We start from the raw sequence: 19551 nt of genomic DNA on the forward strand, positions 1-19551 counted from the left end.
ATGAGCGTCAGCCCTGCAAAAGCCGAAACTGGTCGAATCGTTTCGAGGCCAATGCGCGTCGATTCGCACCTGCTGGTTTTGCCTGAGAACGCATTGGCATTCACGGCTGTCGAAACGCTTACAAAAACGCCGCACAGCAAAAACGCCCAGATCGTCTTTATTTATGGGCCTTCGGGGGTGGGGAAAACGCAACTGGCGCAGCATTTCCTGCAGCGGGTTCGCTCCGCCGACCGGCGTCCCTCGGTGATGTTCAAGCATGCGGCTGAGTTCATCGACGAATTCATCGAAGCGGCCCAAGCCAACAACATTCCGCAATTTCAACGATCCTTCGCAGCGATCAACTGTTTGGTGATCGAGGATTTTCAGGCGTTTGAAGGCTCCCCGGAAAGCCAGCAACAATTAGTGGCGCAAGTGGACCGCATCATCGGGCGGGGCGGGCAGATTTTGTTCACGTCGCGAAAAAGCCCAAGCGAACTCAAAAACAGCAACGAAAAATTGATCAACCGCTGCATTGGCGGTGTCTGCGCAGCCATACAACTGCCCGGTCTCTCAAGTCGCAAACAGTTATTGGCGCATTTCGCCAGCGTGGAAATGATTCCGCTCCCCGACGCGGCGGCGGAGATGCTGGCGGCGGAACTGTCGGTCTCGCCGCGGGAACTGCGGGCAGCGATCATTCAGGTCGAAGCAGCAGCGCGTTTGGGAGGCTGCCGGATCGACACACCGTTTGTCCGCAATTACCTACAGCATGAAGCGAAGCGGCCCGACCTGGGTTTATCGGACATCACTCGAGCTGTGGCGCGGCAGTTTGATATTTCCGTCAGCCGGCTTCGTTCCAGAAGTCGCAACCAGGAGTCAGCATTAGCGCGGCAGTGCGCGATGTATTTATCGCGTGAGTTGACGGAAAAGCGGTTGGAGGAGATTGGCCGCTATTTTGGGAATCGGGATCATGCGACGGTCGTCTACGCCTGTCGTCGGATCAAATCACGAGCGTTGGAGAGCGCGGAAATACGTCGCCATATTACCCAAATTCTCCAAGCTCTCGACACTTCTGCGGGTCCAGATTGTTAGTAACTTGTTGAGGAACTGTCGGTGAAATTGTGGTGAAAATGCGTGTTGATTTCAGTGCCTGAGTCACCGTCGATAACTGGCCAGTTGTTGACATTTTCTCCACGATTTTTCACCCAATTCTCAACAATCTCTAAACAGCGACATCAGCTGGTTGACGTTTTTTAAGTGTTTTCATATCATACACTTTCGTAAAATGATTGCCAAAGTTTCCACAGCAAAATAGGCGCCTTAATACTACTACTGCTAGTTTTAAATTAGCTATAAAGAAAAGGCGTCTTTCAGAGCAAAAATTGTGGGCAAGATGAAGTCGGGCAATGAGTCCGATTTGTGACTTCCCAATTTCCGATACCTATCGTTTTTATCAGGTAACCGTGTCGGCATGAAACTCACTTGTAACTGCGCGATTCTCGCAAACGCATTTCAGACCGTCAGCGGCGTCGTTCCTTCAAGAACTCCCAAAGAGATTTTGAAGAACGTGAAGCTGGAAGTCTTTGAAAATTCGATCGCCTTGATTGGAACGGACCAGGAAGTTGGCATTCGTTATGTGATTCAAGATGTCGACACGGCCGAAGCGGGCGAGTTGTTGTTGCCGGCCAGTCGGATCATCGCCATCTTGCGCGAGCTGCGCGACGATACGGTGATGTTGGAGTCGACCGGCGACACCGTACGCATCAAATCGGGGCACAGCGAATTTGAATTGCCGTTGGAAGATCCTGCTGAGTTTCCTTCCATCAGTGAATTCGACGCTGAGAATTATATCGTGGTTGAAGCTGCGACGATTCGACAGATGATTCGTCGAACGATCTTTGCGACCGATACAGAGAGCACACGTTATGCCTTGGGTGGGATCCTGGTTGAAACCGAAGGCGATACGATCAAACTGGTCGCGACCGATAGTCGTCGCTTGGCATTGATGTCGGCGAGTTGCAGCTACCAAGGGGAGCCGCCCTCACCGGAAAGTCCGCCGGTCATTCCTGCGAAAGCGATGTCGATGATCGAACGTTCGCTTTCGGATGACGACAAGGAAGTGCACATTGCCATTCGCGACAACGACATTTTGATTCGTTCCGGGCAATCCACGATTTATAGTCGTCTCGTCGAAGGTCGTTTTCCGAAGTACGATGCGGTGATTCCGAAACAATCAGAGGTTTCATTGCAGTTAGTGGTCGATCCGTTTTATTCGGCTGTGCGGCAGGCGCAGATCGTGACGGACCAGGAGAGTCGCGGGGTCAATTTCAATTTTGCACCAGGTTTGTTGTCGTTGGACAGCCGGGCTTCAACCGTGGGGCAATCGCGCGTGGAAGTGCCGATCAGTTACGACGGTCCAGAAATCAGCATCACATTCGATCCCCGTTTTGTGGCTGAATTTTTACGGGTGTTGGAACCGGAAAAACAGATCACGTTGGAACTGACCGACGGGGAAAGCGCGGCTGCATTGAAGACGGACGACGGTTACATCTACGTCATCATGCCGTTGTCGAGGGATCGTTAAAAATCATGGCAGCGCAAAATGGACCGGTGCATGTCTCGGCGGCTTTGAGTGAATTGATTCAGCGTCGTGGCTATGCGCGCACATTGGGCCAAGCGCAATTGCGAACTGTTTGGGAGGAGGTCGCCGGAGCGGACGTCGCCAAGCAGACGCGGGTCACAGGAATTAATCGCGGCGCTTTGCAAGTGGAAGTTTCCAATTCCGCATTGTTGAGCGAATTGGTTTCATTTGGTCGCCCTGGTTTGTTGAGAGCGCTGCGTGAACAACAACCGGAGTTGAACATCAAGGACTTGAAGTTTCGACTCAACGGCGGCATCGGCAAGTGAACGGCGGGATAACAGCTGTTCACACGACCGATTCCTCGCATGCCTTTCGGGACCGCCGGACGGTCCGGGCAAGAATGAGTCCATTGGCTTGGACGGAGAATAGACATTGAGTGAAGCATCAGAAAAACCAGCCCCGCAAGGGGGAGCGGAATACGGCGAAGCCCAGATTCGTGCGCTGGAAGGAATCGAGGGGATTCGCACACGGCCGGCGATGTATATCGGCGACACCGGTACGCGGGGCTTTCACCATTTGGTTTACGAAGTGGTGGACAACAGCGTCGACGAAGCGGTCAATAAACATGCTTCGAAGATTTCTGTCAAAATCAACGCCGACGGCAGTGTGACGTGTCGGGACGACGGTCGTGGGATTCCGGTGGGGCCGATGCCGGATGTCGACAATCGGCCGGCCGTCGAGGTGGTGCTGACGCACATTCATGCCGGAGGGAAATTCGATCGCGACAGCGGCTACAAAACCGGGACCGGCGGATTGCACGGCGTGGGGATTACGGCCGTCAATGCGCTGAGCGAATGGTTGGAAGTGGAAGTCCGCCGCGAAGGCTTTGTGTGGATGATGGAGTTTGCCCGCGGTGAAGTGACGACGCCGTTGAAAAAATTGGGGGCGACCAACAAAACCGGCACCAAGCTGACCTTCAAGCCCGATACGACCATCTTTGAAGAGTCGAACTTCAACTATGACACCTTGCACAAACGGATGCAGGAGTTGGCATTTTTGAACAAAGGCATCCGGATTCAAATTTCCGACGATCGCACCGACCAGTCGGAGGAATTCCTGTATGAAGGGGGGTTGGTGCAATTTGTCGAGCATCTCAACCGCACAGAGACTCCACTGTTTTCCGAAGTGATCGAAGTTCATGGCGAAGTCGAAGGGGTCGAGGTTGAGATTGCGCTGCAGTACAACGATGGGTTTTCTGAAAACGTTCGCACCTACACCAACAACATCAATACCATTGAAGGAGGGACGCACCTAAGCGGGTTTAAAAGCGCGCTCACGCGTACGCTCAATGCCTACGGCAAAAAGGCGAACCTGTTTAAGGATACGACTCCCAGCGGTGATGACTTTCGCGAGGGATTGACTGCTGTCATTTCCGTGCGTGTTCCCGATCCGCAATTCGAGGGACAGACGAAAACAAAACTGGGCAATAGCGAAGTCGAAGGCTACGTCACGACTGTGACCAACGATGCGTTGATGAAGTTCTTTGAAGAGAACCCCTCAACGGCCAAACGGGTCTGCCAAAAGGGAATGCTCGCGGCCGAAGCACGGGAAGCAGCACGCAAGCAACGCGAAATGGTTCGTCGTAAAGGTGCGCTCACGACCGGAGGACTGCCGGAGAAATTGCGAGATTGCCGGACGAAGGAATTGGCGATCAGCGAATTGTACCTGGTCGAAGGTGACTCGGCCGGCGGCTCGGCCGACACCGGCCGCGACTCGAACACCCAGGCCATCTTGCCGCTACGGGGTAAAATCCTCAACGTGGAGAAAGCGCGGCTGGTCAAGGTTCTCGACAACGCTGAGATTTCAAACATTTTTAAAGCGGTCGGTGTACCACCCGGTGCGGAACTTGAGGATGTCGAAAAGCGGCGGTATGGCAAGATCATTATCATGACCGACGCCGACGTCGATGGCAGCCACATTCGCACGCTGTTGCTGACGTTTATCTTTCGGCACATGCGGGAGTTGGTCAAGTCGGGCTGTATCTATATCGCCCAGCCGCCGCTGTATCGCGTCGAGCAGAAAAAGAAAAAGCGTTATGTGCAAACGCAAGAACAAATGATGCAGGAGTTGGTCACGTTTGGTTTGGATTGCAGTACGCTGCATGCCGCAGATGGAACCGTCTTCGCGGGTGATCATTTGACAGAGATCGTGGGCATGATCGCTGAACTCGAAGAACCGCTGGAGACGTTGGAGCGACGCGGAATTTCATTGCGGCACTTGGCCGCTGAGCACAAAACTGATAAAGGATTGTTACCGCGTTACCGGTTGTTTTTGGGACGCGAGCAACATTGGTTCAATGACCAAGAGGAAGTGGATGCCTTCTTAGCGAAGTGCAAAGAGGAGATCGGCGGCGAGTTGAACGTGGCCGACGAAGCTCTGACCGATCCTGGTGAAGAAAACGGTGAGAAACAACCTGTCGCCAAGACGACGTTGCAAGTGGTCGACTTGCACGAGGTGCGCACGATCAATCGTGTGTTGACGAGCTTGTCCGGTTTTGGACTGAAGTTGGATGACTTCGTTCCGGCTGAGATCAAGGATGGCGTCGTTGTCTTTCCGTTCCACGTCGAGCATGATGACAAACAGACCGACGTTGCGAGCTTGCGGGAATTGCTACCAACGCTCCGCGATATCGGCGAAAAAAGCAAAGGTCTGAAACTGACGCGGTTTAAAGGTCTGGGCGAAATGGACCCCGAAGAATTGTGGGAAACTGCCATGGATTCCAGCAGACGCGTCTTATTGCAGGTCACCATGGAGGACGCTACAGCTGCCGATGAGATTTTTCGGGTGCTAATGGGGGACCACGTGGAGCCTCGCCGCGATTTTATCGAAAAACATGCCTTGGATGTGCGCGACCTGGATATTTGATGTGCTGATCCCCGTCCCGAACCTGTCTCAATGATCACAGACAGGCTACAGGCTGGTCTTATTTCGGTACCGAACTCGGATTTTTGCCTTTTTATCGGGCAGGATTCCTGCTTTTGGGTAGTGGCTCGGTGCGGGTTGTTCCAGGGTTTCTACTCAGGCTTTCTGGGATCATCGGAGAACTTTATTGCTTATGGGTCGTTGCATCAATTAAGATGAATACTTGATGAAACCGGCCGATTTAGCGATGATCCATTCGTTCCTAGTCAGCGTTCACACATCGATCGCGACTGTTGCGACATTAAAACGAATCTGGCTGCGTTCACTTAACCGCTTTATTTCCAATTGTTTACGATCAGATGAGCGTCAAAAGGCTTGGGATAGTTGGACTTGGATTGTTGGGAACTGCTCTCGCTGAGCGGTTTGCAGCTGCTGGCTATTCTTTGCTGGGGTATGACCTGGACCCGGCTGCTCGTGACCGATTGAAAGCAATGGGAGGGCAACCGGTCCGTTCGTCACGCGATGTGGCGATGGGATGCTCGCGGATCGTGTTATGCCTGCCAAATTCCGATGTCGTCAAGCACGTCATTAAGGAAATGTTGCCTGTGGCATGGAGCTCGACGATCTTGATCGACACGACCACCGGCTTGCCTGAAAAAATGGTTGGTTTGTCGAAGATGGTTTCCAGCCAAAACATCGGCTATTTGGATGCGACAATCGGTGGTTCCAGCGCACAGGTTCGCGAGGGAGACGTGATTGTCATTGCCGGTGGTGAGCGCAAAGCGTTCGATGAATGCGGCGAGATCTTTGATTGCTTCGCGCGAGAAAAATTTTACGTCGGTCCCTGTGGTACGGGTGCCGAAGTGAAGCTGGCCGTCAATATGGTCCTGGGTTTGAATCGCGCAGCCTTGGCCGAGGGTCTGAAGTTCGCCGAGTCGTTGGGGCTGGATCCCGAAGAGGTGCTGAAGATCCTCCGCGTGAGTCCCGCCTATTCAACGGTGATGGATACCAAGGGGGACAAGATGCTTGAAGGCGATTTTACGCCGCAAGCCAAGTTGTCGCAGCATCTCAAGGATGTCCGTTTGATGTTGCATATCGGCGTTAAAAATGGGGCGAAGCTGCCGTTGACGCAAATGCACAAACGGATTTTGAAGAAAGCGGAAGTGGACGGTTACGGTGATGAAGACAACAGCGCGATCATCAAGGTGTATGATCCGTCGCCGAATGATAAATCGTGATGTCATGAACAGGTGACACCACTTGCAGAGATCACAATCGCCCGCGGCTACGCCGTGGGTTTTTTGCGTTTCAGGATGCGTACGATGCGAATCACCCAAGTTTTGGAGCGGACGGCGGCGATGAAGTCGTCGATTCGCAATTCCGTGATCGACTTTTCGCAGATGACGACATCTTGCGTAGCTGTGGTGACCGATGTCGTGCGCGACGGTCAGCCGGTGATTGGCTACGGTTTCAATTCCAACGGTCGTTATGCTCAAGGGGGGATCTTGCGCGAACGGATCATTCCGCGCTTATTGGCGGCCGATGCCGAGGCATTGCTGACGGACGATCAAACGAATATTTGCCCCTTCAAAGCACAGCAGGTGATGCTGGCGAATGAAAAACCGGGCGGACATGGCGAGCGATGCGTGGCGGTCGGCACGGTGGATATGGCGCTGTGGGATGCGGTCGCTAAGATCGCCGGTCAGCCGTTGTATCGCCTGTTGGCGGAGCGGTACAACAACTCACAAGCGGACGAGCGGGTCTATGTGTATGCCGCGGGGGGATACTACTATCCCGGCAAGGATCGTCGCGGTCTTCAAGAAGAATTGCGGCGTTATTTGGACATGGGGTATGACGCCTGCAAGATGAAAATTGGCGGCGCTACGTTGGACGAGGATTTGCGACGCATCGAAGCCGCCTTGGAAGTCGTCGGCAACGGGAAGCATTTGGCGGTGGATGCGAATGCGCGTTTTGATGTCGAAACGGCTTTGCAATATGCTGCGGCACTGGCGCCGTTGGGGCTCAAGTGGTACGAAGAACCGGTCGGGCCATTGGACTATGCGGGACATGCTGCTGTCGCAGCGGCGTATGAGGGACCGTTGGCGACGGGTGAGAATTTGTTTTCGATGGCCGATGCCCGCAATCTGATGCGGCACGGTGGACTACGGCCCGATCGCGATATTTTGCAATTCGATCCGGTGCTGAGTTACGGCCTCGTGGAATATCTGCGGACGCTGGAGATGTTGGCCGAGCAGGGCTGGAGCCGTCGTCGTTGCATTCCTCACGGGGGGCACCAATTCGCACTGCACATCGCCGCAGGGATGGGACTAGGGGGCAACGAGTCGTATCCAGAAGTCTTCCAACCGTTCGGCGGTTTCGCCGACGACAGCCCGATCGAGAACGGTTACGTCACATTGCCGGACCTGCCGGGGATTGGAATGGAACTAAAAGCGGAGTTGATGCCGGAGTTTGCGGCATTGGTGGCGGGGACGGTGTAGTCGGCCCAATCGTCGCATGCTGGTCGTTCGTGACCGTGCGCGCGTATAATTACGTAAGTGTTATTCACTGTCTCTATGGGTTTGAAGAACCTTTTCAATATATATGAACGGGATGTTTGCTGATGCGTGTGCAACTCGATTATGGGAAGACCGGGCTGGATGTGGAATTGCCGGATGACCGCGTGGCGGGGCTGTTGCAGACCCAGGATGCGGAGCCGCTAGCTGATCCACAAGCGGCGATTCGGGCGGCGATTGCGGACCCGACTGGCACACAGCCGCTCTCCGAGTTGGCGCGTGGGAAACAGACGGCCTGTATTGTCGTATGTGACATTACGCGGCCGGTCCCGAACAAACAGATCCTGCCGGAGTTGCTCTCGACGATTGAACAGGCGGGGGTGCCGCGCGAGGGGATCACGATTCTTGTGGCGACTGGGCTGCATCGTCCCAACGAAGGAGACGAGTTGGTCGAATTGGTCGGAGCGGACGTTGCGGAGAATTACCGCTGCGAGAATCATCACGGTAAAGTGCTCGACGAACATACGTATCTGGGAACCACCGAGCGGGGCGTGCCGGCTTGGATTGATACGCGGTATATCGAAGCGGAATTGAAGATCACCACGGGATTGATCGAGCCGCATCTGATGGCCGGGTATTCGGGGGGTCGCAAATTGATTTGCCCCGGGATTGCTGCGTTGGAAACGGTCAAGATTTGGCACGGACCGGATTTCTTGGAGCATCCCAAAGCGGACCAGGGTTTTCTGGAAGGCAATCCGGTACACGAAGAGAACACGTTGATCGCCAAATTGGCGGGCTGCGATTTCATCGTGAATGTCACGCTCGATAAGGAGCGTCGCGTGACGTCGGTGGTGGCCGGTGACATGGAAGAGGCGTTTCTGGCAGGTGTGTCGTTCATCGAAAAACATGTGAAAGCACCGCTGCCCGAAGCGGTGGATGTGGTCGTCACCTGCAGCGCGGGTTATCCGCTAGATACGACGTTTTATCAAGCGGTTAAAGGGCTGACCGGAGCGTTACCGATCGTCAAACAGGGGGGGACGATTGTGATTGCTGCCAGTTTGACCGAAGGGATCGGTAGTCCGGAATTCCAAAGTCTGTTCGACGACAATGCGTCGTTGGAGATCTTCATGGAACGGATTTTAGGTAAAGAGTATTTTGTGATGGACCAATGGCAACTCGAGGAACTGGCCAAGGTCCGCCGCAAAGCAAAAGTCAAATTTGTCACCGACGGTTTGCCGGCCGAAACGATCAACGGTTTGTTTGTCGAGTCGGCCGCCACGGTTGAAGAAGCGGTCGCCTCGTCGCTCACAGAATATGGGCCGGATGCTCAAGTGGCGGTGATTCCCCAAGGTCCGTATGTGCTGCCGACGGTTGGTGCGTGACGGTGTGTCGTTGGCAGCTTGTGAGGTTTTGTTTCACGGGTGACGCGTTTTGCACTGCTGGGCAAGCCAGCAGTGGCACCCGGTGAAGTGTTTGCTGCCGGAAGGGGAGTCATCAATTCATGCCACAATGGTACGAACAACTGCGCTCGCAAATGCCGGTGACACAGAAGTGGGCGTACTTCGACCATGCTGCCGTAGCGCCGCTGAGTTTGCCTGCGCAAAGGGCGCTGCAGGAGTGGGCGGCGGATTTGGCGGAGAATGGGGATGCGAATTGGGGTGTGTGGCGCAAAGAGGTGGAGCGCGTCCGCCGCACTGCAGCCAAATTATTAAATGCCAAACAGGCTGAGATTGCGCTGATTCACAATACGACCGAAGGGATCAATCTTGTTGCGGAAGGGTTTCCGTGGAGGGCAGGGGACAACGTTGTGCTCCCTGCGGGTGAGTTTCCCACGAACTTGTTTCCCTGGTTGAACCTAGCCGATCGCGGTGTCGAAGTGCGGCAAGTGAAGACGGAGAGGGAACGATTGGATCTGGCAGCGGTCGCAGCGGCGTGTGATGAACGGACGCGAATCGTGTCGGTCAGTTGGGTGGGGTATGCCACCGGTTGGCGCAACGATCTGGATGCGTTGGTGGAATTGGCGCATGGGCAAGGGGCCTTGTTGTTCGTCGATGCGATTCAAGCGCTGGGTGTGCAACCGTTGGATGTCGCGCAGACTCCAGTTGATTTCCTTGCAGCGGATGGGCACAAATGGATGCTTGGTCCCGAAGGGGCGGGTGTCTTCTATGTGCGGCGTGAGCATCTTGAACAATTGCGGCCGTTGGGCGTGGGTTGGAACAGCGTGAAACAGGCGGGGGAGTTCAGCGACAGTCGTTTGGACTTGAAGGAGACCGCCGGGCGGTATGAAGGGGGTTCGTACAACATGCCGGGCATCGCGGCGCTCGGTGCATCGCTCGCGCTGTTGAGCGAATATGGCGCTGCTGCGATTGCCGAGCGTATTGACGAGATCGGCAATCAGCTTTGCGATGCGCTCACCCATCGCGGGGCGACGATTGTCAGTTGCCGCGAACCGCTTCGTCGTTCGGGCATCGTTGCTTTTGATTGGCCGACAACGGAGCCGCCCGTCGAGATTCAGCGCCGCTGCCGAGAGCAGGGTGTGATCCTCAACACGCGCGGCGGCCATCTGCGGGTCAGTCCGCATGCGTACACCAACGCGGATGATATCGCGCAGCTCTGCGCAGCTTTGGAAGCAACGTCGTAACGGACGTGTTTCGCCGCCGCAAAATAGTTGCGACCGCTGCATTGCTTGTGGTCCCTATCATCCGCACGAGCAGACAAAATTGTTTGATACGTGCCGCAGGAATGCGTGGGCTATAGTTGTGAGTGGCAGCCGCGAAAGAATGCCGAATCAGCAGCGTTTCAGACTGAATTTCTGGCCAATTTCGTAGATGTCACGCCGATAAAAGATGCAGCGGGCGGTGCCGCTGCGCGCCCTGGTTATGAGGGCGATTCTCGTCTCGGAAAATTGTGTGTGTCGTTGTGGGAGAAAAGTGATGGCGGGCTTGCTGAACGGAAAACAATCAATGTGTCGGGTCGTTCTGCGGACGTTGGTCGTCACATTGCTGGCGTATTTTTGCGTAGGTCTGGGCACGACGACAGCGGCGGATCGTAAAGCGGATGGGGTCAAAGATTTCCCGAAGTATTCGGTGTTTTCCAAAGGCATTGAGAAATATTTCGGTCAGAAGCGGGGATATCGCGATGGCGATATCATTTCGCAGTCGGAGGTTCGCGAAGTGTTTCGCAAGTTGAAGTCGATGGGCTGGGTGGTCACCGACCAGAAGGAGATTTTGGCTCAGGTCTTGCCGGACAACGATTACATGGTCCGACAACTGCGCACCAAGAAGGGCCGCGTCTTCATGGCCGATCTGTCGAAGACACCCGCGGCGTATGACCGGTTGGAGCGGTTTCTGCGGTTGCCGTTGAGTAAGCGGGAATTTCGCGGTTTGCTCAACGGGCCCGATGGCTACAAGATGTTTTCGTATATGGTGACCTCACGCGGCGGCAAGGCATTGGGCCGGCAGCTTTCCAACATCAAACAAGGTCGCAATTTCAACAAGCCGACGGGGCATATTTACACCGTCGACCAGTTGGTGAAGCGACTCTCGGAAAGTTATGCGAACTACGTGGTGGGCCTAAAGCAGGCGGCGACGAAGAAATAACTTGTGGGATCGAGCCAGCCAATGCTCTCCCTAAGGTCTACCGACTAAAGCCTATGGACTCTTTCTCTCTCCGCTATTGTCGTGAATCGTAGTATCGGTTGAGAACGCGTACGCGGTAGACTTGGTGGGCGATGACGAAACCGATGACCCCCAGGACCGCGGCGTAGATCATGCCGTAGTGGATGAGAGCGATTTCTTCCGGGCGCAGCCAAGCGAATACGGCAAAGGCCATGATGGTCACGATCGTGGTGAACACGACCAATCGCACACGGAAGAACAAACCGGCGGCGGCGATGATCATGGGATAACCGATCAGTAGCGGTCCGACGGGTGGGTCGACGATGGCGAGTAGGATCGTCAGCAAAATGGCATCGGTCGCGCACCACGCAAAGCGGGCGAAATTGGCGAGGTGTTCTTGGTTGAGCATCCATTGAAACATGAACGCCGTTAGGCCCCATAATCCGAGCAACACCAGTACGTCACGGTGAAAGCTCCAATCGTATCCGTTGTAAGAATACTTGGCCTGCACGACGAGGATGGTCAACAACAGCGCCCCCAGCCGCGAAACCAAGGCCGGTTCGCGACGAGCCCAGCGGCGCAGTTGGTAGGCGAGTCCCACCGGCCGGGCTTCGACCGGCTCGCGTTTGAGAAAGCGGACCAAGTCGTCAGCTAGCGCATTCGCAGAGGCATAGCGTTTTTCGGGACGTTTTTCTAAGCAGCGCAGACAGATCAGTTCCAAATCGCGGGGGATGTGGCGATTGAGCTTGGTGGGCAAGGTCGGTTCTCCTTCGAGGACCTGCACCAACGTATCGAGTGGGTTGGGTTCCTGAAACGGCGGTCGACCGGTGAGCATTTCGTAGAGAATGGCGCCCAAGCTATAGACATCGCTGGCGGCGGTCACCGATGAGGCTTGACCGGCGGCTTGTTCGGGCGCCATGTAACTGGGCGTGCCGACGATCGTGCCGGTGCGGGTGAGGTTTTCTTCGGTGTTGAAAACTTTGGCTAATCCAAAGTCGGTGACGATCGGTTCGCCCTCGGGATCGATCAGAATGTTTGCCGGTTTCAGGTCGCGGTGCACGATGCCATGTTGATGCAGATAATCGATGGCCTGAGCAGCTGCGACAATGAACGCCGCTGCTTTTTCCGGAGCATAGATCCGCTTGGTCAAAGCTTCGGCCAAACTGGGACCTTCGACGAAATCCATGGCGAAGAAATGCTGTCCGTGTACCTGTCCGACTTCGTGCACGGCGACGATGTGCGAATGCCGCAGTCCGCCGGCGGCTTTGGCTTCTTCATAAAACCGGTGCACGTCGTCGTGCGAAGCGAGATGGCTGGAGAGGATCATTTTCAGCGCCACCGCTCGGCCAAGATCCGCTTGCCAAGCTTTGTAAACAACGCCCATTCCGCCGCGGCCGAGTTCCGCTTGGAGTTCATATTTTCCGAAGGGGCGGGGAAAGCCGGTTTGGAGTTGAACGCTCTCGGAGACGTTGAGGGGATTATCGGGTGGTGGGTCGGTCTGCAGGTGTTGCTGTTCGTAGTACACCAGCGTTTGTGATGAATCGTCCGCAGGAGGGGCTAACGAATCCAATCCCTCGAGGCATTTGAGCAACTCAACCAAGTCGGGGTGGTCCCGTTTCAATTGCGCCTGCTGTTGGTAGTCGCCGCGATTGAGCGCATCGTTGTAGGCATTCAGACGGGCAAAGAGGAGTTCCTCGTCCGGGTCGAGAGAATCGTCTGCGGAGGGAGCATCTGTATTCGACATAAATCACTGCCTATCTGTCGCCGGTTGTGTCGCGCGCCGATTCAATACTACTCCCATACTAAAACAATTCCTAGACGTGCGGCTTAGCCGCTTGGTGCGAGCTTCCGCTCGGGTTGTTATGGTCGCTCCCGTTGGTCGCTTTGGTTTTTGAGTCAGGGATCACCGCGCGACTTGAATGTGTCATTTGTCGGTCGATCGTTGAAACCGCGTCGCGCGTACCGATGTGGCTCAGCGGGAGCTTCGCCCTCCCGGATTGATGGTCGGTGCAATCTTCCTCACGCACAACGCAATTGTGACTGTTTATGCGACGTGCAAGTTGCATTGACGTGATCAACGGTTTTTCGAGAATGGAACTTCGCAATCAATCGAGGCATAGACAAAGGAGATGCGGGGCATGTTGATTGGCATCATTTCTGATTCGCACGATCACCTACCGAGACTGGAAGCTGGGCTGGAGCGGTTGCGAAAAGAAGGGGCTGAGTTGTTGATTCATCCCGGAGACATCATCGCGCCATTTGCCGCTAAGATTTTGGCGAGTTGGCAAGGCCCGTTGCATGTGGTTTATGGGAATAACGATGGGGAGCGGCGCGGACTGAAATCGGTGTTGCCGCAAATTGTCGATGGTCCGCTGCTTGTCGAATGCAAAGGGAAACGGATCAGCGTCGACCACTATCCCCCCGACGACGAGCATCCGCCGGTCGACGATGTGGATGTGATTCTGTTCGGGCATACGCACGAGGTCGTCAACGAGCACCGCAACGGCACATTGTACCTCAATCCGGGTGAAAACTGTGGATGGGTCCGCGGGGAATCGACAGTTGCTACGCTCGACACCGACAGCCTGAAGGCGGAGATCATTCGTTTGGAGGCGTAGACGGGCAGGGTAATTGGTTGTGGTGGACCATGGTCAAAAAACGAGTCGCCTGTATGTTCTGGTTGTCGCCGGTGTGGTACAACCGAATTGAGCAGTTGATTGCCTGAACCCCTCCTTCCACACGATTTGCTGAGACCGACCGTTGATCAGTCCTCCCGACAATCCGCTTGATGATCATAAGATCTACATGGCCAAAGCATTGGATCAGGCGCGTGCGGCCTATGAGGAGGGGGAAGTTCCGGTCGGGGCGGTGATTGTGCATGGCGGGCGGATTATTGCCGAGGCACACAATCAACGCGAAGCGCTGAATGATCCCACCGCGCATGCGGAGATGATCGCCATCACCCAGGCGGCTGAGGCGTTGGAATCGTGGCGGCTGCTGGATTGCGTGCTCTATGTCACGCTCGAACCCTGCCCGATGTGCGCCGGAGCGATTGTGCAGGCACGGATACCGGCGGTGACGTACGGGACGACCGATCCCAAAGCAGGGGCCTGCCAGTCGCTGTATACGATCACCAGTGACCCACGGTTGAATCACCAGTCGACGATCGTGGGGGGCATTCTTATGGAGGAGTGCCGGGACCTATTGAGACAGTTCTTTGCTGAACAGCGGGCGCTGGGCAAGAAATAATCCCGTTCAGCTGAATCGTGGAAAAGTCCCTCATCGAGGCGGTTTCCGTGGCGGTAGTCTATGATTCGGTACGTGGAGCGTTATAATTTCCGGCGCAGCTGCGCGATCGTGCAGCGGATTGACCGAGCGTGCCCATCTATAAAATAAATGGAGTGAATTGATGATGAAGTTACAACGCCTTTCTGTTCTGTTTTCCGCAGTCGCCATTGGCATGTTTACCATGGCCGGTTGTTCCGGGGAACCGGATATCGAACACCCCGACGTTCCCACCAACACCGAAGGCCAGCATGATCATGGCCACGAGGGTCCGCATGGTGGGCATATCATTGAATTGGGCGACGAACAATATCATGCCGAGTTGACGCACGATGAAGCGACCCACAGCGTGACCGTCTATATCTTGGATGGCAGCGCGACAAAGGCGTCGCCGATCGAAGCCGAATCGTTGATGATCAATCTGGTCGCCGACGGCAAGCCGATGCAATTCGCGCTGGCAGCCAAGCCGCTGGATGGCGAAGAGGGAGCCTCCTCACGGTTCACGTTGGAGAGTGAAGAGCTGTTGCATGAGATCGAAGAGGAAGGTTCTAAGCCGCAGCTGCGATTCACCGTTGGCGAACAGCAGTTCAGCGCCCCCATTGAGTTGGGCCATCACGATCATGATCACGGACACGCGCATGACGACCATGATCATGGCGAAGAGGGGCACGACGATCATGACCATGACGATCACGACGACAAACCAGCACCAGAGTAATCGTCCGCGTTACAGCCGTCTATAGATCGATTAAGAACTCGCCGCGCGTTCTCCTGAGAGGACGCGCGGTTTTTTTGTGCAGATACATTCCTCCCGGCAATCTTTCATAGCAATCAAGTGCATTTCGCCGTGGGGTAACACTCATCGGGTGGCAACGATTGCCAACGGCAATCGGTGTGCCGTAGGCACAAGACGCAGCAGTTTCAGCTGTCCCTGCCGACGCGACTCTACTCGTTTCAGAACGCGGAAATGGCGGCTTCTTGCGGGCTACGCTCGTCCCGATAGCGGAGTTCTCGCGGCGACCCGGTGTCGGGTGCGTTGCGACGCACCTTTCTCGCGTAGGAGGTCAGATTGTCACATCGCGATGTGGAGATGCTCGACAGTGGTTGTGCGAAAACCCTCACCCCGGCCCTCTCCCAGAGGGAGAGGGAGGTAGGATTGGGCGAAGAGATGCGCGCGAGAACGATGTCGAGCAACTGGATTGCGACCGGGGTGGCTACTTCAAAAGCCACTGTTGCAACAGAAGCAAGCCGCCGCTGCCGCTGAGCGGAATTGCCAGTGCTCGGAGGAGATAGTCCTCTGTCCACGCACGGTACGCACCGCGGTCCTCGCTATTGAGCGCCGCAACGATATCCTTGTAGTTGGTGTTGGATTTTGAAACGCCTGTTGGGGGATAAGCTTGATAGTCGGTGAGGATGCGAACGAACTTTCGTCGTATGATTTGTGCGTCGCGTCGCATGTACAGCGCTGCCCAAAACAACGTCACTAAGAGGACAGCCCACAGAACGATGATCGGTACGTTAATTCGCCAATCATCGAATGTGCCGAGTTGCGCAATATACATCACCAACAAAATGATAAACGGATATTGCAGTGTCTTACCGACTTCGTCGGTTCTGCGCGCGATCAGTTCTATCAACTTGCGAAACCCGACGACGTTGTCTCCGGTGCTCTGCAGCTTATCAATCTCTTTGATGGTTTTCCGGCAACGTCGCACGTGGATCAAAACGAACTGCGTCAACCAGATTAACATTGCGTAGGCAGCCAGTAGACACAACCACGCAACCCATCCGGCAACTGGACCGCGATAAGGGAGAAAGGGCCATGATTTCGATCCGAGCAACAGTAGTATGGCCACAAAAAACAAACAGGACAGGATCGCGGAACCAACAGCGCTGCTCCGCAACGCATGAAAAGTGGGCAGCGAATCGAACTGAAACTCTTGAAACGATTTCATCAGGTCCTCTTCGAGGTCTGATTTTAGGTTGTGGCTGTTTTCTTTGAGCTTTAGGTAGGAACGAATCAGCAGATATCCGCTGGTCAATGCCGAGAGAGCGAGCAAAATTGTCGATGGCCAGATGCTGATCCCTTCGAATAGGTCAAATGGTTCACCGTCGGCAGCGCGATGCTGGTGCGTGATGAGTAGCACGACACCAATGACCGCACTGAGAATCAAAATGGCGCTGACCATGTAGATCCAGATCGATCGTGGAACCTTTTCCTCGGCCGTATCACCAGTCTCTGTGGTGAGACGAAGCGGGATGTGAATTCCGAAGTGACTCAGGAGCATTGTCCACCCGGTCGTCCAAAGGTCGGCAACACCGCTTCTCACAGCCCGCGCAGTCTGCGCGATGTCCTTACGGACGTTGAGTTTGGGGGGCACCACGATCGCGACCAGAATGGCAAACAGAATCGCCGAGGTGATGAGCTTTGCTGATTTGTTGAACAGTCGGTCCAGGGTGAGCGACTCGCGGGGGCTGGGGGGATGGAATTTTGCTGAAAGGCTGCCCTGTGGCTTTTCTTTCCAGCTGGAAAAGATTTTGTCCCATTGTTTTTTATTTTTGGCAGCCGGTGAAATGTCGCCTCCGGTGGTTGTCAATTGATAGGGACCGTGGCGACCGATTTCAAACAGCAATGGTTGCAGCGGCTGAAATGTATCGCCCGGTTCCCAGAGATAACGTGGGGCGCCGACGAAACGATCGGCCGGAAAATTGGGGGCCGTTAAGAGTCCAACAGCCCGCCGGTCATCGGTTGCCAGCAACGTGGCCAGGAAATAAGAGGTTTGATAGCTGTTGCGAAACGGCGGCACGTCTCGCTGTAGGTCGGAGTGCAGCGTCAAACCGAAGTGCGACGCGACGATCACATTACGGGTCGTAGGATACTCCGTTTTTCTCCAAAAGTTTGCGTCGAGATCGGTGGTGAAAAAATGGGAATTTGGAAAGTTCTTGCGTATCGCACGCAAGATCAACAATTTGTCAAACACGTCGCTGCCCACAACGCCGATGGCGGTGATACCCCGCTTGCCGCTGTCCCGCAATTGTTGGTCCACTTCGGTGAGATGCCGTTTCAAGCGATCGAGATAGTCGTATTGCGATTTTCCTTCCGGTTCGATTGTGTCGTAGACCGGTCGGCCACCGTGATCCAGTTCATGTCGTTGCTTGTCATTCGAAGCTTCGGCATTTGCTTTTTGGTTGTGTGTTTCACCGTCTAACCCGCGGAGGTAAGCCACGGTTGTCAGGCTGGTGCTGCCGTCTGGGTTGGTCCCAAAAATGGCGCTATAATTATCGATGATCGCGCGGCCATATTGTGTGTCCCGTTCGGCAATCAGCACAACGTGGCAGTCGTTCTCACTTGCCCCGTCTGGTGGCCAGGTGTTGCGGAGTTGCAGTTCATGCTTGACTGCTTCGGCCAGATGCACGTCGGTACCAATTGTGCGGAAGACGATTACCCCTGAGGCGGTCTCAGTTCCGTCCGTAAAGGCGGTGAGCGCACCTTCTGTATTGGGGGGATCGGTATTGCGCAAGTATTGGTGCGCGATCGTGGCCATCGGTGAATAGATGCGGACATTGTCGACTAGGTATTTCCGATCGCCCAAATAGCCGCAAGGCAAAGACTTGGCTTTGCCTGACGCATTCAAGGCGGCTGTATTTTGGGCCGTTGGATTTTTGCTGAAGCAGTTCGGGTTGTCATTTTCGTACGCCATATCGAGCAAGACGTCGGATGTGGAGGGACCCAAAATGCGCACGTGCGCATGGATTTTTTTGTCCTTATCCTCATTCGGATCGGGCGAAAGTGATTGATCCAGGATTTGAGCAATCGTGGCCAACGGCCGGACGCCGAGTTGTCGTTCGTCGATCCAACAGACCAACACCGGGGTTTTGGGAATCGTCATTGATTCGCGGTCGCAAAGATTGCGTCCCGATTGACACGTGCAGCCGCTTGAACCGTCGACCACATCCGGGCAGGTGGTCTCGGTCGGTTTGTTATCCTCGAAAAGGCCGTTGGCAAGATTACCGACGTATAACTCAATCGGAATCCTAAATGCGACTTCCTCCGTCTTAGCTGCACCGAGACTGTCGACTTGAATCGGTAGTCGGACATAACTGAGCCGTTTGTGTAACTTCGGGCGATAATCACTCAACGACAAACCCGACACCACGGAATACCGAATTCGCATTCGACGTTCCCGGTCATCGCCATAACGGTCGCCCGGTATTAACACGGGCAAAACCACTAGGTTGGCGACGGACTTGGCGGGACCTTCGCAATCCTGCGTCGCCAAGGCGGTCCGCATCTCTTTGGGAAACTCTTCTTGGACCGCGTCGCGCAAGTATTTCCGCAACAACTCGGGTGAACCGTCGCATGGAGAATCGGCCGGCGCACAAGGATCGGTCTTCTGCTGAGTTTCATAAATCACCGACAGCGGATCTTCCCACAGTCGCGCGTCGACTGCTTGAATGCCCTTTAAAGTCGGGGGTGCGGGAAACCCAGTCGTATCGGCAGCGGGGGGACGGGCGGTCTTGAGTTCGGGTGTGAACGTCACGTAGCCATAGATAACCATCACGATGGCAATCGTGCTGGGAACGACCAAAGACGTCGACGGTTTATCAGACATCGGGGCAGGACCTCACGATACAAATTCAGCGTGAGGACCGTAAC

The 19551-nt window shown here is 55.0% G+C and carries 14 protein-coding genes; 12 read left to right on the plus strand and 2 right to left on the minus strand.

All coding sequences use genetic code 11. The features are described from left to right. Nucleotides 1-51 precede the first annotated feature (51 nt). The 9 genes from Mal52_RS29515 (at nucleotide 52) to Mal52_RS00045 (ending at nucleotide 11591) form a co-directional block, all read left to right on the plus strand. Nucleotides 52-1068 carry a DnaA/Hda family protein gene (locus Mal52_RS29515; RefSeq protein ID WP_197534564.1) on the plus strand — a complete coding sequence of 339 codons (1017 nt, stop codon included), beginning with the start codon at nucleotides 52-54 and terminating at the stop codon, nucleotides 1066-1068. 379 nt (nucleotides 1069-1447) lie between these two features. Next, the gene (gene dnaN / locus Mal52_RS00010; protein WP_145373577.1) at nucleotides 1448-2560 is read left to right on the plus strand and encodes a DNA polymerase III subunit beta; all 1113 of its coding nucleotides are present in this window, start codon (nucleotides 1448-1450) and stop codon (nucleotides 2558-2560) included. A 5-nt stretch (nucleotides 2561-2565) separates the two neighbouring features. Continuing rightward, nucleotides 2566-2883: a DciA family protein gene (locus Mal52_RS00015; RefSeq protein WP_145373578.1), complete on the plus strand. Its 318-nt coding sequence runs from the start codon at nucleotides 2566-2568 to the stop codon at nucleotides 2881-2883. A 106-nt stretch (nucleotides 2884-2989) separates the two neighbouring features. Continuing rightward, nucleotides 2990-5482 (plus strand): DNA gyrase subunit B, encoded by a 2493-nt coding sequence (locus Mal52_RS00020; protein WP_145373579.1) that lies wholly within the window; start codon nucleotides 2990-2992, stop codon nucleotides 5480-5482. 356 nt (nucleotides 5483-5838) lie between these two features. Then, nucleotides 5839-6717: an NAD(P)-dependent oxidoreductase gene (locus Mal52_RS00025; protein ID WP_145373580.1), complete on the plus strand. Its 879-nt coding sequence runs from the start codon at nucleotides 5839-5841 to the stop codon at nucleotides 6715-6717. 84 nt (nucleotides 6718-6801) lie between these two features. Further along, nucleotides 6802-7977, plus strand: coding sequence for a mandelate racemase/muconate lactonizing enzyme family protein (locus tag Mal52_RS00030; RefSeq protein ID WP_145373581.1), 1176 nt, complete (start codon nucleotides 6802-6804; stop codon nucleotides 7975-7977). A gap of 122 nt (nucleotides 7978-8099) precedes the next feature. After that, on the plus strand, nucleotides 8100-9374 hold the full coding sequence (locus Mal52_RS00035) for a nickel-dependent lactate racemase family protein (RefSeq protein WP_145373582.1): 1275 nt from the start codon (nucleotides 8100-8102) through the stop codon (nucleotides 9372-9374). A gap of 119 nt (nucleotides 9375-9493) precedes the next feature. Next, the gene (locus tag Mal52_RS00040; RefSeq protein ID WP_145373583.1) at nucleotides 9494-10633 is read left to right on the plus strand and encodes an aminotransferase class V-fold PLP-dependent enzyme; all 1140 of its coding nucleotides are present in this window, start codon (nucleotides 9494-9496) and stop codon (nucleotides 10631-10633) included. Nucleotides 10634-10955: 322 nt separating this feature from the next. Next, nucleotides 10956-11591 carry a hypothetical protein gene (locus Mal52_RS00045; RefSeq protein WP_145373584.1) on the plus strand — a complete coding sequence of 212 codons (636 nt, stop codon included), beginning with the start codon at nucleotides 10956-10958 and terminating at the stop codon, nucleotides 11589-11591. A 73-nt stretch (nucleotides 11592-11664) separates the two neighbouring features. On the opposite strand, the gene Mal52_RS00050 is transcribed toward Mal52_RS00045, so the two are convergent. After that, entirely contained in the window at nucleotides 11665-13353 is a 1689-nt protein-coding gene (locus Mal52_RS00050) for a serine/threonine protein kinase (protein ID WP_145373585.1), read from the minus strand. A 394-nt stretch (nucleotides 13354-13747) separates the two neighbouring features. Between Mal52_RS00050 and Mal52_RS00055 the strand changes: the two genes are divergently transcribed. From Mal52_RS00055 to Mal52_RS00065, 3 genes are all read left to right on the plus strand, one after another. Then, entirely contained in the window at nucleotides 13748-14227 is a 480-nt protein-coding gene (locus Mal52_RS00055; RefSeq protein ID WP_197534565.1) for a metallophosphoesterase, read from the plus strand. A gap of 142 nt (nucleotides 14228-14369) precedes the next feature. Beyond that, a complete protein-coding gene (gene tadA, locus Mal52_RS00060) occupies nucleotides 14370-14858 on the plus strand; it encodes a tRNA adenosine(34) deaminase TadA (RefSeq protein WP_231962016.1) in 489 nt (162 codons plus the stop codon). Between the two features lie 160 nt (nucleotides 14859-15018). Continuing rightward, nucleotides 15019-15612 (plus strand): hypothetical protein, encoded by a 594-nt coding sequence (locus Mal52_RS00065; protein WP_145373587.1) that lies wholly within the window; start codon nucleotides 15019-15021, stop codon nucleotides 15610-15612. Between the two features lie 496 nt (nucleotides 15613-16108). Here Mal52_RS00065 and Mal52_RS00070 read toward each other — a convergent pair whose 3' ends face one another. Then, the gene (locus Mal52_RS00070; protein WP_145373588.1) at nucleotides 16109-19507 is read right to left on the minus strand and encodes a hypothetical protein; all 3399 of its coding nucleotides are present in this window, start codon (nucleotides 19505-19507) and stop codon (nucleotides 16109-16111) included. Between the last annotated feature and the right edge of the window lie 44 nt (nucleotides 19508-19551).

Source organism: Symmachiella dynata, from assembly GCF_007747995.1.
In the GTDB taxonomy this organism is placed as follows: domain Bacteria; phylum Planctomycetota; class Planctomycetia; order Planctomycetales; family Planctomycetaceae; genus Symmachiella; species Symmachiella dynata.

Coding starts and splice junctions, on each gene's coding strand:
- Mal52_RS29515 (WP_197534564.1), top strand. CDS start 52: ATGCGCGTCGATTCGCACCTGCTGGTTTTGCCTGAGAACGCATTGGCA.
- dnaN (WP_145373577.1), top strand. CDS start 1,448: ATGAAACTCACTTGTAACTGCGCGATTCTCGCAAACGCATTTCAGACC.
- Mal52_RS00015 (WP_145373578.1), top strand. CDS start 2,566: ATGGCAGCGCAAAATGGACCGGTGCATGTCTCGGCGGCTTTGAGTGAA.
- Mal52_RS00025 (WP_145373580.1), top strand. CDS start 5,839: ATGAGCGTCAAAAGGCTTGGGATAGTTGGACTTGGATTGTTGGGAACT.
- Mal52_RS00030 (WP_145373581.1), top strand. CDS start 6,802: ATGCGAATCACCCAAGTTTTGGAGCGGACGGCGGCGATGAAGTCGTCG.
- Mal52_RS00035 (WP_145373582.1), top strand. CDS start 8,100: ATGCGTGTGCAACTCGATTATGGGAAGACCGGGCTGGATGTGGAATTG.
- Mal52_RS00040 (WP_145373583.1), top strand. CDS start 9,494: ATGCCACAATGGTACGAACAACTGCGCTCGCAAATGCCGGTGACACAG.
- Mal52_RS00045 (WP_145373584.1), top strand. CDS start 10,956: ATGTGTCGGGTCGTTCTGCGGACGTTGGTCGTCACATTGCTGGCGTAT.
- Mal52_RS00050 (WP_145373585.1), bottom strand. CDS start 13,353: ATGTCGAATACAGATGCTCCCTCCGCAGACGATTCTCTCGACCCGGAC.
- Mal52_RS00055 (WP_197534565.1), top strand. CDS start 13,748: ATGTTGATTGGCATCATTTCTGATTCGCACGATCACCTACCGAGACTG.
- Mal52_RS00065 (WP_145373587.1), top strand. CDS start 15,019: ATGATGAAGTTACAACGCCTTTCTGTTCTGTTTTCCGCAGTCGCCATT.
- Mal52_RS00070 (WP_145373588.1), bottom strand. CDS start 19,507: ATGTCTGATAAACCGTCGACGTCTTTGGTCGTTCCCAGCACGATTGCC.